Genomic DNA, 14685 nt, shown 5'->3' with positions numbered 1-14685 from the left:
GCCCGGCCCCGCGGGTGCGGGACCGGGCGCTCGTGCGTGCGGCGGAGCTCGGCGGGCTCGGCGGGCTCGGCGGGCTCAGTGGGCGTCGTCGAAGGCCTGGAGGATCTCGGCGGAGATGCGGCCGCGGTCGGAGACGGTGTAGCCGTTCTCGCGGGCCCAGGTGCGGACCTCGCCGGTGTCCCGGCCGCCGCCCTCGCCGCCGGCGGGGGCCTTGGCCGCCTGCTTGGGGGCGGAGGTGCGCTTGGTGGCGCCGCCGCCGCGGCCGCCGACGCGGCGGGCGTGCCCGACCCACGGGGCGAAGGCCTCGCGCAGCGCGGAGGCGTGCTCCTCGGAGAGGTCGATCTCGTAGGTGACCCCGTCGAGGGCGAAGGTCACCGTCTCGGCGGCCTCACCCTGGTCGATGTCGTCGACGAGCAGGACCTGCACCTTCTGCGCCATCAGGCTGACCCTTTCGCAAGAATAGCGACCCGACCGCGGCGTGCGGGAGTCCGGGATCACTCTTGCGCATTCCGAGCGCACCGGTCAAATCCTCGCCGAAAAGCGGCGGAAAGGCTCAGGAAGCGCCTTCACGCGGCGTCGCGCTTTCCGCGGCGGCGGCCTGCTCCGAACGGGCCCGGGCCGCGGCGGCCCGTTCCCGGCGGTCGGCGTGCAGCACCGAGCGGATCAGCAGGACGAACAGGACCAGCAGCCCGGCGGAGGGCAGCAGCGCGGCGAGGTAGTCCACCCCACCAGGCTACGTCGCCCCGCGCCGGGCGGCGGCCCGGCTCAGCGCGGCTTGACCAGCGGGAACGTGATCGTCTCGCGGATGCCGAGGCCGGTGAGGGCCATCAGCAGGCGGTCGACGCCCATGCCCATGCCGCCGCAGGGCGGCATGCCGTGCTCCTGGGCGCGCAGGAAGTCCTCGTCGATGCGCATGGCCTCGTCGTCGCCGAGCTCGGCCAGGCGGGCCTGCTCGGTGAAGCGGGCGCGCTGCACGACCGGGTCCACGAGCTCGGAATACCCGGTGGCCAGCTCGAAACCGCGCACGTACAGGTCCCACTTCTCCACGACGCCTTCGACGCTGCGGTGCGCGCGCACCAGCGGCGAGGTTTCCACGGGGAAGTCGCGCACGAACGTCGGGGAATCCAGGGAATCGGCGATCCGGTGTTCCCACAACTCCTCGACGAGCTTTCCGTGCGTCCAGCGCACGGTGTCGACGCCGATTCCCAGCCGCTCCGCGACCGAGATCAGGTGCTCCCGGGAGGTGGCGGGGGTGATCTCCTCGCCCAGCGACTCCGACAGCGACGGGTACATCGAGATGGAGGCCCACTCGCCGCCGAGGTCGTACTCGCTGCCGTCGGCCAGCGTCACCACGTGCCCGCCGAAGGCCTCCTGGGCGGCGTTCTGCACCAGCGTGCGGGTCAGCTCGCCGATGGAGTCGTAGTCGCCCCACGCCTGGTAGGCCTCGAGCATCGCGAACTCCGGCGAGTGCGTGGAGTCCGCGCCCTCGTTGCGGAAGTTGCGGTTGATCTCGAACACCCGCTCGATGCCGCCGACGACGCAGCGCTTGAGGAACAGCTCGGGGGCGATGCGCAGGTACAGGTCGGTGTCGAAGGCGTTCGAGTGCGTCACGAACGGCCGGGCGCTGGCGCCGCCGTGCAGGGTCTGCAGCATCGGCGTCTCGACCTCGAGGAACGCGCGGTCCTCCAGCGTGCGGCGCAGCGAGCGCACGACGGCCGAGCGGGCGCGCACGTTGGTGCGGGCGGCCTCGCGGACGATGAGGTCCACGTAGCGCTGCCGCACGCGCGTCTCCTCGGACAGCTCGCGGTGCAGGACGGGCAACGGGCGCAACGCCTTCGAGGCCAGCTGCCAGGAGTCGGCCATCACCGACAGCTCACCCCGCCGGGAGGAGACCACCCGGCCGCGCACGAAGACGATGTCGCCCAGGTCGACGTCGGCCTTCCACGCCGCGAGCGCGTCCTCGCCCACGCCGTCGCGCGAGACCATCGCCTGCAGGCGGGTGCCGTCCCCCTCCTGCAGCGTCGCGAAGGCCAGCTTCCCGGTGCCGCGCAGGAAGACCACGCGACCGGTGACGCCCACGACGTCGTCGGTCTCCTCCCCCGGCTGCAGACCGGCGTGGCGCTCGCGGACCTCGGCCAGCGACGCGGTCCGCGGGACGGAGACGGGGTAGGGCTGCCCGCCCTCGGCGAGGATGCGGTCGCGCTTGTCCCTGCGGACCCGCACCTGCTCGGGCAGGTCCTCGAACTCCTCGTCCACCGCGTCCTGCGCGTCGTTCGTCCCGGTCTGCGCGACCTGCGTCTCACTCACGACCCCAGGCTATCCGCCGCACCCGGCCCGCCCCGGCGCCCGCGGGCGGGCCGGCACCCGCGCGGGCCGGTCGGCGGGTCAGTCCGCGGACCGGCCGACGAGCAGCGGGACGTTGTCGATGAGGCGGGTGGGACCCACCCGCGCCGCGAGCGCGAGCAGCGCCTCGCCGCGGTGGTGCTCGGGCACGTCGGCCAGGTCGTGCGGGTCGACGAGGGCCAGGTAGTCGACGCGGGCGGCGGGTTCGGCGCGCAGCACGTCGCGGGCGGCGCGGCGCACCGCGCTCGGCCCCTCCGGGGCGGCGGCGGCCCCGGCGGCGAGCGCGCGCTGCAGCACGAGGGCGACCTCGCGGTCGAACGGCGTCAGGTAGCGGTTGCGGCTGGACATCGCCAGGCCGTCGGGTTCGCGCACCGTCGGCACGGCGACGACCTCCACGCCCATGTCGAGGTCGCGGACCATCCGGCGCACCAGCAGCAGCTGCTGGGCGTCCTTCTGCCCGAAGAACGCCAGGTCGGCGCGGGTCAGGTGCAGCAGCTTGGCGACGACGGTCAGGACGCCGTCGAAGTGGCCGGGGCGGCTGGCGCCCTCGAGCACGGCGCCCAGCGGGCCGGCGCTGACGCGCACCCCCGGGTCGCCGTCGGGGTAGACCACGTCCGGGCCGGGGGCGAAGACCACGTCGGCGCCGGAGGCCGCGGCCAGCCGCAGGTCCTCGTCGAGGGTGCGCGGGTAGCGGGCCAGGTCCTCTCCCGGGCCGAACTGCAGCGGGTTGAGGAAGACGGTGACGAGGACGGAGGCGGCGCGCCGGCGGGCCTGCTCGATGAGGGTGGCGTGCCCGGCGTGCAGGGCGCCCATCGTCATGACGACGGCGACGGGTCCGGGCAGGGCGGAGCGGGCTGCGGCCAGTTCGGCGCGGGTGCGGGTGACGACGAGACTCACGGGGGGCCAGTGTCCTCGCCCGCGCGCAGCTGCTCGCGCAGGGCCCGCACCACCTCCGCCGGCAGCCGGCCGTCGGCCTGCGCGCGCTCGGCGGCGAGGGTGCCCAGCAGCGCGTACGTGGCGGCCGTGCCCGGGTCCACCCGCTCGGCGAGGACGCGCAGGTGGGTGGCGACGGTGCCGGCGTCCCCGCGGGCCACCGGCCCGGTGAGCGCGGCGTCCCCGGCGCCCAGGGCGTTCTCCAGCGCTGCCGCCAGCAGCGGGCGCAGCACCCGCTCGGCCTCCTCGCCCACCGCGGCCCGCGCGGCCCGCAGCGCCTGGGCGACGAGGGTGACGAGGTGGTTGGCACCGTGCGCGAGGGCCGCGTGGTAGAGCTCGCGGTCGGCGTCGGCGACGGCCACGGGCACCGAGCCCCACTCGCGCACGAGCGCGTCGGCGACGGGCAGCAGCACGGGCGGGGTGGTGACGGCGACGGCCGCCCCCCGCAGCCGCTGCAGGTCCAGGGAGGTGCCGGTGAACGTCATGGCCGGGTGCAGCGCCATCGGCAGCGCACCGCGCGCCGCGGCCGGGGCGAGCACGCCGGTGCCGTGCAGCCCGCACGTGTGCACGAGCAGCTGCCCGGGGCGCACGGCGCCGGACAGCTCGGCCACCAGCGGGCCGAGGACGTCGTCGGGGACGGCGAGCAGGACGAGGTCGGCCGCGAACGCGTCGGCCGGCGCGGTCCAGGGCACGCCGGGCAGCAGCGCCTCGACGCGCTCGGCGGCGGTGCGGGTGCGCGCGGCGATCCCGGTGACCCGGTGCCCGGCGGCCCGCAGCGCCGCCCCGAGGACGGGTCCGACCCGGCCCGCTCCGACGACCGCGACGTCGAGCCTGCCTGCCGTCTGCACGAGCGCGACCCTAGCCGCCCGCACTGCGACGGCCCCCGGGGGGAACCCCGGGGGCCGTCGCCGTGCGGTGCGCCGTGCGGTGCGTCAGTGCGCGAGCAGGGCGGCCTGCTCCGCGCGCAGCGCGTCGATGAGCCGGCCCTGCGGCAGGACCACGTCGTCGTAGGTGAGGACCTGGTCCTTGGCGACGTCGCGCTTGAGGACGCAGCCCTCGGCGACGCCCATGGGCAGCAGGCCCTGCGCCTTGGTGACGTCGTAGCGCTCGGCCACGCCGTAGGTGTCGTAGCCGCCGAGGCGGTCGATCGTCTTGCCGGCCTTGAGGTCGGTCTTGGCGGTCGTGACGACCTCGACGGTCACCTGGTCGCCGGGGACGATGGCGGCGTCGGCGAAGAGCACCGCGCGCGCCACGGTCAGCGGCACCTCGAAGTGGCACAGGTGGTACGGCGTGTAGAACGAGTACAGCGGCCCGGTGCCGAGCTTGTACAGGTTCAGGTAGTGCTGCTGCTTGGGGTCGTCGTGGGTGCCGAGGACGTACACGCCCGGGCCCGGCTTGGAGCCGACGACGTAGTCCACGACGCCGCCGAGCTCCTTGAGCTGGTCCACGTCGTACTTCGCGGTCAGCTCGTCGACGTGCCCGCGGTGGTCGGCGCCGCGCATGCCGCGCCGCTCCACCGTGAAGCCCACCGCGTTGGCGACCAGCGCCTGCTCGAAGGACACCTTGGTGCCGTCGGCGAAGCTCGTCACCATGTAGGGGTCCTGGCCCCACTGCTTGGCGAACCCCTCCTGGGTGGTGGGGTTGCGGTGCTCGTCCTGCAGGCCCTTGATGTTGCCCGCGACGAGCGGGGTGACCCCGATCGACTTCACGAAGCGCAGCAGGTTCATCTGCACGCCGGGCTGGTCGCCGTCGCAGCCGGTGTAGATGACACCGGCCTTCTCGGCGCGGGTGCGCAGCGCGAGGCCGGCGGTGCCGTCGACCTCGGCGTTGAGCAGCACGATGTGCTTGCCCGCCTCGATCGCGCGGACGACGACGTGCGCGCCGTACTCGGTGTTGCCGGTCGCCTCGACGACCGCCTCGACCTGGCCCGCGTCGACGACGGCCTCGTAGGAGGCCGAGACGACCGGCGTGCCCTGCGAGATCGCCCTGTCGACGGCGGCGGCGTCGTCGGCCTCGACCACGCCGGTGACCCCGGCCTGCTCGTAGGCGTCGCGCGCCTTGGAGACGGTGCGGTTGGCGATGGCGACGAGCTCCATGCCGGGCACGGAGTTGACGACCTGGTTGACGAAGCCGCGGCCCATGAAGCCGGCACCCACGAGGGCGACGCGGATCGGGCGGCCCTCGGCCTGGCGCTGCTGCAGCGCCTTGTCGACGATGATCACTCGACCACCGCCCCGTCGGCCAGCAGGGTCCAGCTCTTGTCCTTGTCGCTGACGACGGTGACGTCGACCGCCCACGGCAGGGCGAGGTCGGGGTCGTCGTAGCGCAGACCGCGCTCGGTGCCGGGGGTGTACGCCTGGCTCACCTGGTAGAAGACCTCGGCGCCGTCGGTCAGCGTGAGGTAGCCGTGCGCGAAGTACGGCGGGACGTAGAGCGCGCGGCGGTTGTCCGCGGTGAGCTCGACGGCCACGTGCTGCAGGCGGGTCGGGGACCCGGGCCGCATGTCGACGATGATGTCCTGCACCGCGCCGGCCGTGCAGCGCACGAGCTTGGCCTCGGGCGCTGGGTCGACCTGCATGTGCATGCCGCGCAGCGTGCCCTTGACGTGGTTGAACGACAGGTTGCACTGCTCGACGGCCGGGACCAGCCCGGCCTCCTCGAACTCCTCGCGGCAGAAGGTGCGGGCGAAGAAGCCGCGGTCGTCGGCGCGGGGCTCGAGGTCGACGATCGCGACGCCCTCGATGTGGGTGGGGGTGATCTTCACTGGGTGATCCCGCTCGTCGGCTGGACGCGCCAGAACAGCTCCTTGTCGAGCTGCTCGGTCCGGATGAGGTGCTCGAGCTGCTTGAGGCGGGTGTGCCCCTTGCCCTTGAAGGTCGCCTCGTCGAGGTCGATGGCCTTGAAGACGTCGACGAGCTGCTGGGCGCCCTTGTCGGCGTTCCAGTCGCAGCGGAAGCCCTCGAGGGTCGAGTGGATCTTGTCGAAGTTCACCTTGTACGAGCGGTTGTCGCCGTTGCTCTCGCCGAAGGTGATCTCGGCCTCGGGCAGCGCGCGGCCGACGGCCTCGGCGATCTCGCGCACGCGGTAGACCTGCTCGGAGTCGCCCACGTTGAAGATCTGGTTGTGGACGGCCTCGCGCGGGGCGTCGAGGACGGCGCGGATGGACTTGGCGATGTCCAGGCCGTGCACCAGCGGCCGCCAGGGCGAGCCGTCGGAGGTCATCGCGATCTTGCCGGTGGTGTAGGCCAGGCCGGCGAGGTTGTTGAGCACGATGTCGAAGCGCTGGCGGGGCGAGGCGCCGTAGGCGGTCGCGTTGCGCATGAAGGTCGGCGAGAAGTCGTCGTCGGCCAGCGGGGCGACGTCGCGCTCGACGAGGGCCTTGCACTCGGCGTAGGCGGTCTGCGGGTTGACCGGCGAGGTCTCGTCGACGGTGTCCTCGGCCACGCCGTAGACGGAGCAGCTCGACATGTAGACGAAGCGGGAGACGCCGGCGGCCTTGGCGGTCTCGGCCAGGCGCACCGACCCCTTGTGGTTCACCACGTAGGTGACGTCGGGGATGAGCTCACCGAGCGGGTCGTTGGACAGCTCCGCCATGTGCACCACGGCGTCGGCGCCGCGCAGGTCCTCGACGGTGACGTGGCGGATGTCCTTGGCGAGCGTCTCCACCGAGGCGGTGACGCCGTTGTAGAGCCAGCCCTGCTTGTAGTAGCCGGTGTCGATGCCCAGCACCGAGTGGCCGGACTCCAGCAGGGTCGGGGCGAGCAGGCAGCCGAGGTAGCCCTCGGTGCCGGTGACGACGATCTTCACAGCGGTTCTCCGGTTCCTCGGGTTCTCAGTCTTCCCAGGTCTTCCACGGGGCCTTGCCGGCGTCCCAGAGCTTGTTGAACTCGGTCCACTCGCGGAAGGTGTCCATGCCCAGCCAGTACCCCTCGTGCTGGGAGACCGTCAGCTGGCCGTCGCGGGCGACGGTCTGCAGCGGCTTCTGCTCGAGCATCATGTCCGGGTCGTCCTCGAGGTACTTGTCGGCGAACGCGCGGTCGAAGACGAAGAACCCGCCGTTGACCCAGCCGTCGGCCAGGGTCGGCTTCTCGTTGAACTCGGTGACGGTGTCGCCCGTGACGTGCATCTCGCCGTAGCGGCTGCTGGGGTGCACGGCGGTGACGGTGGCCAGGCGGCCGCCGGCCTCGTGGTCGCGCAGGGTCTTGAGGACGTCGACGTCGCCGAGGCCGTCGCCGTAGGTGAGCAGGAACTTGTCGGCGGTCAGGTGCTGTTCGACGCGCTTGATGCGCGCCGCGGTCGCGGTGGTCAGACCGGTCTCGACGAACGTGATCTCCCAGTCCTCCTGCACGCCGTTGGTGTGGTAGGTCGGGGCGTCCTGCGAGGACAGGTTCAGCGTGAAGTCGCCGGCGTTGATCCGGTAGTCGAGGAAGTACCTCTTGATGAGGTCGCTCTTGTAGCCCAGGCACAGGACGAACTTGCGGAACCCGTACGAGCTGTAGAGCTTCATGATGTGCCAGAGGATCGGCCGGCCGCCGATGTCCACCAGCGGCTTGGGCAGCTTCTCGCTGGCCTCGCGCAGTCGGGTTCCCATGCCACCGCAGAGGATGACGACGGGGATCTCGGAGACGGGCGTCTGGGTCATGCTGATCTTTCCCTCACTCTGACCGGCTCGGTGTCGGAATCGTCGGTGGCGAACCGACCAGGCGGCTGAGCGCGTCAGCCTGGCGGATCGTCGACACACGTGGGGGAATCAGCACCCGTGATGCGTCGGGCGATCCCGGTGGCGGTTCGAACCCCCCACGAATCCGAGCCACCGGTGTCCCGTCGAGGTGCTTGCGGCGAGGCTACTACAGCACCGCGAACACGGAGCGTGAACTTCACGGATGGACGAACATCCACCCCGTCTGCGCGTCAGTGGCCACGCAGGGCGATCAGCATGTCACGCAGGGGAGTCATCGCGGTCTCCCACGAGAACGACTGCGCGACGTCGGCGGCGGCCGCGCCCAGCTTGGCCGCCTGCTCGGGGTCGTCCAGCAGCTCCGCGAGGGCGTCGGCGAAGTCGCGCGGGCCGTCGGCCACGCGCAGCACCCCGCGGTGCTCCTCCAGGCCCTCCAGCCCCAGGCTGGTGGTGACCACGGCCCGCCCGCGCGAGAGCGCCTCGACGAGCTTGATCTTGGTGCCGCCCCCCGACAGCAGCGGCACGACGCACACGTCCGCCTGCTCGTAGAACGGGTCCACCGAGGCCACGTCGGAGTGGAAGTCCACCCCGGCGGGCTCGCCCGAGGGGCGCGGGTGCGAGCCGGCCAGGCCGCGCCCGACGGCCGCGAAGCGCGCCTGCGGCACCCGCTCGAGCACCTGCGGCCAGACCTCGTCGAGGAACCAGCGCAGCGCGGCCTTGTTGGGGCCGTAGTCCATGGCCCCCACGAACAGGGCCTGCCGGCCCCCCGGCGGCAGGGTCGGGACGTGCGCCGCGCTCGTGACGCCGTTGGGCACGAAGGTGCTCGCGATGCCGCGCCGCTCCAGGACCTCCTGGTCGCGCCCGCTGCACGCCGTGACGTGCCGGGCCGAGCGGGCGACGGCGAACTCGAAGCGGCGGAAGCGCGCGACCTCGGGGGCCAGCACGCGCCCGACCAGCGGCTTCTCGGTGCGCAGCCGCCGGGCCACCAGGTCGGACTCGACGTTGTGCAGGTCGAGCACGTCCAGGCGCACGCGCCCGGGCAGGTTGACCGCCATCTGCGGGAAGTCGACGTGGACGACGTCGCGCTTGCGCACGCCGGCCGCCAGCAGGTCGTGCAGCTGCCGGGAGTACCACTTGCCGGCGAACAGCGAACCGCGCAGCACGGCCGCCGGCGTGGGCGAGGGGGCGCTCACCTCGTGCACCCGCACGTGCGCCGGCAGCGCCTCGCGCCAGCCCGGCCAGCTGCCGAAGCCCACGACGTGGACCTCGTCGAAGACCTGCGCGTAGACGTCGATGACCGCCCGGATCCGCTGGCGCCCCCCGGAGTCGGTGCTCGCGGGCAACTGCTTGGCGACGACCCAGGCCGTGCGTCCAGCACTCACCTGGTGCGCTTCTTCCAGGCGCCGCTGCGCGAGCGGCCCAGCGCCCGCGGGATGGCCAGGACGAAGACGGTGGGCGGCATGCCCACCGCCTGCCCCAGGACGCGCAGGGGCGCGGAAGCCTTGCCCTGCAGCTTGTCGCCCTTGAGGTAGGCGGCGACCGAGACGGCCTCGGCGAGCAGGAACGCCTGGCTGAAGCGGCTCCTGGGGCGCGCCAGGCAGGCGGCGGTCAGCGCCAGCTGCGCGGCCGGGCCCAGCGTGGAGCGCCAGCCCTTGTGCATGGCGAAGCGGACGAACTTGCCGTCGCCGGAGACGAACGAGGAGCGGAAGCCCCAGAACAGGCGCAGCTGCCCGCTCATGATGCGCACCCGGCGCTCGAGCTGGTCACCGCGCGGCGCGGAGTCCTCGACGGCGACGCACTCGGGGACCACGCCGACGCTCAGGCCGCGGCGGGCGAAGTCGAAGGCGAGGTAGAGGTCGTCGTTGAGCACCGACGCCGGGATGGGCCGGAACGACTCCCGGCGCAGGGCGACGGCCTCGCCGACGAGGGCCAGCGACCCGCCGCGACCGGCCTCGGCCTGCTTGATCCAGTTCTCGTAGCGCCAGTACAGGCCCTCGTCCTCGGCGCCGGACTCCTTGCGCACGCCGGAGGCCAGGTGCAGGTCGGTGGCGACGCGGTCGATGAGCGCGTGCAGCCCCTCCCCCGGCACGAAGGCGTTGGCGTCGAGCAGGACGACGACGTCGCCCTTGGCGTTGCGCACGCCGCGGTTCACGGCGGCGGCCTTGCCGGCGCGGGTGGGCGACCAGTCGACCCGGCAGCCGAGCTCCTCGGCGGTCGCGCGGGTCTTCTCGTCCTCGTCCACGACCACCGTGATGCGGTCCAGCGGAACGCCTTCGGCGACCAGCTGCGGCACCGTCTCGGCCAGGACGCGGGACTCCCCGAAGGCGGGGATGAGGACGTCGACGTCGTCCCACGTCCACGACGAGTCCGCCGGACGGGGACGGGACGGCGAGCGCGGCACGAGGCGCTCGCTGGCGATGAGGTAGAGCGGGTACATCACGTGACCCGCGAAGGACATGACGGTGAGTGCCCCCACCGCCGGATTCGGACGACGCAGTTCCACGCGTTCAACCCCCAGACAGCTTCGCGAGCGGTGAAATCCGACGACCCGCGGCCCCCGGACCCCCCTCACCGACTTCGCGACCCCGCGCACTTCGCAGGGTGTTCCAGGCATTGTTGCAAGCCCCGACGGCCTGGGCAACAACTTGTTTGCGTGTCTAACCAATCACGGAGAGTGAGGTACCTCGGCGAAATTCTAGAAACACCCCGGTCGAATGACACGGTGTCGCAAGCCATTAGCTGAGCGTGATGAACGGGTGCTCCTGCGTCCCCCGCCCGGGGGAACCGGGCCCGTGGTCACCCACCGTCACCCCGTCGGGGGAACAATGGGCGCACGGGCGCTGGCCTCGGGCCACCGTCCTCGGTCACGATGGGCGCGAGGTCCCGGTCGCCGGCGTCGCGGACGCCGTCCAGCCGGACCGGGACCGCGAGGGGGGACGAACGTGGGGATCGACGCAGGCACGCAGCCGGGCACCGGCGGCACCGGAGGCGCCGAGGGCGCCGGCGGGCGGGTGGGCCCCGGGACGGGTGCCGCTGCGCGCAGCGGACCGCCGCTGCTGACCCGCGACGTCGAGCTCGTCCTCGTCAGCTACCGCAGCGCCCACCAGATCCGGGCGCTGCTGGCGAACCTGCCCGAGGACCTGCCGGTGGTCGTGGTGGACAACGCCTCCGACGTCGACGGGCTCTCCCGGCTGCCCGAGGAGCGCCCCGCGACGCGCTACGTCGACTCCGGCGGCGGCAAGGGCTTCGCGAAGGCGGCCAACATGGGCGCACGCACCTCGACGCGCGAGTTCGTCGTCTTCGGCAACCCCGACTCGCGGCCGACGGCCGCGCACCTGCAGGCGCTGGTGGACGACGTGGCCGCCGACCCGGCCCTGGCCGCCTCGGCGGCCACGATGACGGGCGTCGACGGCCGGGTCGAGCTCGGCGTCGGGGGGTGGGAGCCCAGCCCGGCGCGCGCCCTCGTCCACGCCGCCGGCCTGCACAAGGTGTTCCCGCGCGCCGGGCTGTACGCCCGCCCGCGGCCCGGCGAGCGGATCGAGGTCGACTGGACCACCGGCGCCTGCATGGCCGTGCGCCGGGAGACGTTCCTGGCCCTGGGTTGCTTCGACGAGGACTTCTACGTCTACAACGAGGACATGGCCTTCGGCCGCAGCGCCCGCGAGGCGGGGCTGCGCGAGCGGTTGCGCACCGACGTCGTCGTCCCGCACGCGGCGGGCGGCTCGGGCGCGCCCTCGCTGGAGATGCTGCGGCTGCGGGGCGCCGCGATGCGCCGCTACCTCTCCCGCCACCACTCCGCGGCGACGGTGCAGGGCATCAGCGCCGTCCTCGCCCTCGGCTACGCGGTGCGCACCGCGCAGTGCCGGGTGCTCAAGCGCACCGACCGCGCCGAGCAGCACTGGGCCTACGTCAAGGGCGTCACCACCGGGCGCGCCACCGTCGCCGGCCGGGTCGTGGTGGACCGCGCGAGCTGACGCGGGGACCCGTGGACGCGCCGAGGGGCGGGGTGCCGGTGCACCCCGCCCCTCGGCGTCCCGATCACCTCCGGGCGATCAGAAGAGCTCGCGGTACTTCGCGGACGACTGCGGCATCCGCACGCCGGAACCGTTGAGCAGCCAGCGCTTGCCGTCGATGTCGCAGTTGAACTGGACCTCGTAGAGCACCTGGCCGGGGCCGCTGCCCGCGTTCTCCTTGAAGAAGGCGTGCATGCCCTCGATGTAGCCGACCCCGTCGCCGTTGTCGGCGTTGCCCGACCACTCCGAGACGCCGAACGGCAGGCCCTGGCTCTTGGCGAAGGCGGCGTGGGCGCGGATGCCGCGCGGAGCCCCGTTGCCGTCCCGGTCCCAGGACTGGGCGTCGAACTGGGCCTTGGTCGCCGCGTAGGGGTACTGGTTGTAGTAGTCGACGGTGATGACGTCGACGAACTCGCGGCCCGGGAAGAACCCGGTCCACGGCATGCCCGTGCCGTTGTCGTCCCGGTTGACGCTGAAGACCAGCTTGGCCTCGGGGAACACCTGCTTCTGGATGGCCCGGTAGCGCTTCCAGGCGGTCATGAAGTCCTGGTGGTTGCCCTTGTTCACCGACCAGGCGAACCAGAAGCCGTTCATCTCGTGGGCGAACCGGATGTACATGGTCCCCTGGCGCCCGCCCCACTGGGACTTCAGCTTCTGCAGGGAGCTGCGCCAGCGGGCGTCGAACTGCCCGGAAGCGGCCTGCGACCACGTCTCACCGCGGTCGAAGGCACCGACGGCCATGTCCATCGAGGCGTTCCAGCTGCCGTACTCGGCGCCCTTGTCCAGCTGCCAGAAGTGCTGGCTGTTCTCGTTGTTGTCCGCCCAGCTGCCCGCGATGGCCACCGGGGTGCCGCGCCAGGCGCCGAAGGCGCCGCTGCCCACGCCGACGCCCGAGGCGCCGGACAGCCACGCGCCCCGCGGCGCCGAGGGGGCGGGGGTCGTCGGCGCCGGGGTCGTCGGCGCGGGGGTGATCGCGGGGACGGTGGGCGCGGGGTTCGTCGGGCGCGGGGCGGGGGTGACCGTGCCGGTGCCGGTGCCGGTGCCGGCCGGCTGGACGAGGATCGCGCCGACCTTGGCGTGGTTCCTCGTGGCCGTGAACCCCAGGTTCAGCGTGCCGTCGGAGACCTTCACCGTGAAGGACTTGTCCAGGCGCGTGTTGCGGCCCGCCTCGGCGAAGATGTCCAGGTCCTTGACGACGGTCGCGCCCTCGGCGGTGACGGAGAAGACGCGGGTGTTCCTGGCCGAGAAGTAGGTCTCGGCGAGCTTCAGCGTGACGGTGTAGCTGCCGTCGGGCACCGCGGCGCTCCAGCCGGACATGCCCCAGTGCTCGCTGCGGTACAGCCCGTCGGAGTCGGTGCCCGCGATGTCGGCGCCGGTGACGTCGGAGACCTGGTAGCCGCCGGTGAAACCGCTGTCCCTGCTCCAGACCTTGCCGGAGGCGTCGGTGTAGTCGCTCTTGCCCGTGCCCACGCGCAGGGTCGGGGCGGCGGCCTCGGCGCTCTGCACGCCGACGGTGGTGAGACCGGCGGCGACGGTGGCGACGGCCGCGGTGGACAGCAGGAACTTGGAAAGGGTGCTCACGGGTGGATCAACCTCGCAGTGGTCAGGGGCACCGCCGCGAAGCTGCGGAGGAACCCTGGTGGCCCGTTCGGGGTGACACCTGAGCCATCGGTGTGCACCGGAGCGGGCTTGAGAGGTGGATCCGGAGGAATCTGTAACGCCGGCGGCACCTGCCGCGATGTCCACCCCTCGCCCTCGCCCTCGGCCACCGGCCACCGCGGTGGGCCGGGCGGGTGAGCGCGCGTCGGTACGATCGGCGGGTGAAGCTGCACGTCGTCTACCGCTCGCACGGCGGGGAGAACAGCAAGGGCCGCCCGGACTGGTACAGCAAGCTCGTGGGCCTGCGCTCGTTCTGCCGCGCCGTCGAACTGGCCCGGGACCAGCGCCCCGCGGCGGACGTCGAGGTGGTCTTCCTCAACGACGGGCCGATCCCCGCCGAGCGCCTGGAGCTCATGGGCGCCTGGGGCGACCCCGTCACCATCGACGGCGGCTCCAACCGGCGCAGCTACCTGCAGGGGCTCTCGCTGGCCCGCCGCCGCGGCTGGGCCGCCGGGGACGTCGTGCTGCTCGCCGAGGACGACTACCTGTGGCGGCCGGAGGCCCTGGTGGCGCTCGTCGACGCGGCCGCCGACCCGGCGCTGGCGCACGCCGACTACTTCGCGCCCTACGGCGACGACGTCGAGGACGACGGGCAGCCGGTGGTCTGGCGCACCGTGGTGAGCACGACGAGCACCTTCGCGGTGCGGGTCGGGGCGCTGCGCGAGGACGAGCGCCTGCTGGTGCTGTGCGCGCTGTCCGGCGGCGACTTCGACTACACCAGCTGCCTGACCCTGCAGGGCCGCCCGCGCTTCGGTCCCCGCCAGCTGCTCGAGCACCACGCGCCCGCGCCCGGCACCCCGCCCTGGCGCGCGGGCGCGCGCCGGGTGTACCTGACCGCCGTGCGCGCGGTGGTCGACCTGCGCTCGGTGCGCCGGCCCTCCCGGCGGCGCACCCTCGTGGGTGCGGCGCCCGCGCTGGCCACGCACATGGAGCTGGGCTGGATCGTGCCCGGGCCGTGGGAGCGGATCGCCACCGCCTGACGCCGGAGCGGCGACGACGACGGGCCGGCACCCCCGAGGGGGTGCCGGCCCGGGGGGGGGGGGGGGGGGGGGGGGGGGG

The 14685-nt window shown here is 73.2% G+C and carries 14 protein-coding genes; 2 read left to right on the top strand and 12 right to left on the bottom strand.

Annotation, left to right across the window (positions count from 1 at the left end):
- Positions 1 to 75: 75 nt before the first annotated feature.
- The 11 genes from ACRYM2_RS20880 to ACRYM2_RS20830 form a co-directional block, all read right to left on the bottom strand.
- Positions 76 to 438: a histone-like nucleoid-structuring protein Lsr2 gene (locus tag ACRYM2_RS20880; protein ID WP_432524368.1), complete on the bottom strand. Its 363-nt coding sequence runs from the start codon at positions 436 to 438 to the stop codon at positions 76 to 78.
- A 115-nt stretch (positions 439 to 553) separates the two neighbouring features.
- Entirely contained in the window at positions 554 to 724 is a 171-nt protein-coding gene (locus ACRYM2_RS20875; protein WP_432524366.1) for a hypothetical protein, read from the bottom strand.
- A gap of 41 nt (positions 725 to 765) precedes the next feature.
- Positions 766 to 2256 carry a lysine--tRNA ligase gene (gene lysS / locus ACRYM2_RS20870; protein ID WP_432524369.1) on the bottom strand — a complete coding sequence of 497 codons (1491 nt, stop codon included), beginning with the start codon at positions 2254 to 2256 and terminating at the stop codon, positions 766 to 768.
- 129 nt (positions 2257 to 2385) lie between these two features.
- On the bottom strand, positions 2386 to 3240 hold the full coding sequence (gene panC, locus ACRYM2_RS20865) for a pantoate--beta-alanine ligase (protein ID WP_432524365.1): 855 nt from the start codon (positions 3238 to 3240) through the stop codon (positions 2386 to 2388).
- Positions 3237 to 4124, bottom strand: coding sequence for a Rossmann-like and DUF2520 domain-containing protein (locus ACRYM2_RS20860; protein ID WP_432524363.1), 888 nt, complete (start codon positions 4122 to 4124; stop codon positions 3237 to 3239). Before ACRYM2_RS20860 ends, panC begins: the two co-directional genes overlap by 4 nt.
- 84 nt (positions 4125 to 4208) lie before the next feature.
- Positions 4209 to 5498, bottom strand: a complete 1290-nt coding sequence (locus ACRYM2_RS20855) for an NAD(P)H-dependent oxidoreductase (protein ID WP_432524361.1) — start codon at positions 5496 to 5498, stop codon at positions 4209 to 4211.
- A complete protein-coding gene (gene rfbC / locus ACRYM2_RS20850) occupies positions 5495 to 6040 on the bottom strand; it encodes a dTDP-4-dehydrorhamnose 3,5-epimerase (RefSeq protein ID WP_432524359.1) in 546 nt (181 codons plus the stop codon). The genes ACRYM2_RS20855 and rfbC overlap by 4 nt, the downstream gene beginning before the upstream one ends.
- A complete protein-coding gene (locus ACRYM2_RS20845) occupies positions 6037 to 7083 on the bottom strand; it encodes an NAD-dependent epimerase/dehydratase family protein (RefSeq protein ID WP_432524357.1) in 1047 nt (348 codons plus the stop codon). Before ACRYM2_RS20845 ends, rfbC begins: the two co-directional genes overlap by 4 nt.
- A 25-nt stretch (positions 7084 to 7108) precedes the next feature.
- Positions 7109 to 7918: a glucose-1-phosphate cytidylyltransferase gene (locus ACRYM2_RS20840; protein ID WP_432524356.1), complete on the bottom strand. Its 810-nt coding sequence runs from the start codon at positions 7916 to 7918 to the stop codon at positions 7109 to 7111.
- 269 nt (positions 7919 to 8187) lie between these two features.
- The gene (locus tag ACRYM2_RS20835; protein ID WP_432524354.1) at positions 8188 to 9336 is read right to left on the bottom strand and encodes a glycosyltransferase; all 1149 of its coding nucleotides are present in this window, start codon (positions 9334 to 9336) and stop codon (positions 8188 to 8190) included.
- Positions 9333 to 10430 carry a glycosyltransferase gene (locus tag ACRYM2_RS20830; RefSeq protein ID WP_432524353.1) on the bottom strand — a complete coding sequence of 366 codons (1098 nt, stop codon included), beginning with the start codon at positions 10428 to 10430 and terminating at the stop codon, positions 9333 to 9335. The genes ACRYM2_RS20835 and ACRYM2_RS20830 overlap by 4 nt, the downstream gene beginning before the upstream one ends.
- A 466-nt stretch (positions 10431 to 10896) precedes the next feature.
- Between ACRYM2_RS20830 and ACRYM2_RS20825 the strand changes: the two genes are divergently transcribed.
- Positions 10897 to 11928 (top strand): glycosyltransferase family 2 protein, encoded by a 1032-nt coding sequence (locus tag ACRYM2_RS20825; protein ID WP_432524352.1) that lies wholly within the window; start codon positions 10897 to 10899, stop codon positions 11926 to 11928.
- Between the two features lie 78 nt (positions 11929 to 12006).
- Here ACRYM2_RS20825 and ACRYM2_RS20820 read toward each other — a convergent pair whose 3' ends face one another.
- Positions 12007 to 13548 (bottom strand): malectin domain-containing carbohydrate-binding protein, encoded by a 1542-nt coding sequence (locus ACRYM2_RS20820; protein ID WP_432524350.1) that lies wholly within the window; start codon positions 13546 to 13548, stop codon positions 12007 to 12009.
- Between the two features lie 239 nt (positions 13549 to 13787).
- Between ACRYM2_RS20820 and ACRYM2_RS20815 the strand changes: the two genes are divergently transcribed.
- Positions 13788 to 14606: a hypothetical protein gene (locus ACRYM2_RS20815; RefSeq protein ID WP_432524349.1), complete on the top strand. Its 819-nt coding sequence runs from the start codon at positions 13788 to 13790 to the stop codon at positions 14604 to 14606.
- Positions 14607 to 14685 lie beyond the last annotated feature (79 nt).

The organism is Kineococcus aridisoli (assembly GCF_050871885.1).
Lineage (GTDB): Bacteria > Actinomycetota > Actinomycetes > Actinomycetales > Kineococcaceae > Kineococcus.
The sequence above is the reverse complement of the archived record's forward strand: the minus strand, read 5'-3'. Positions and strand labels throughout refer to the sequence as shown.

Excerpts from the sequence above, each read along its gene's own strand:
- ACRYM2_RS20880 (WP_432524368.1), bottom strand. The coding sequence starts at position 438 with ATGGCGCAGAAGGTGCAGGTCCTGCTCGTCGACGACATCGACCAGGGT.
- ACRYM2_RS20840 (WP_432524356.1), bottom strand. The coding sequence starts at position 7,918 with ATGACCCAGACGCCCGTCTCCGAGATCCCCGTCGTCATCCTCTGCGGT.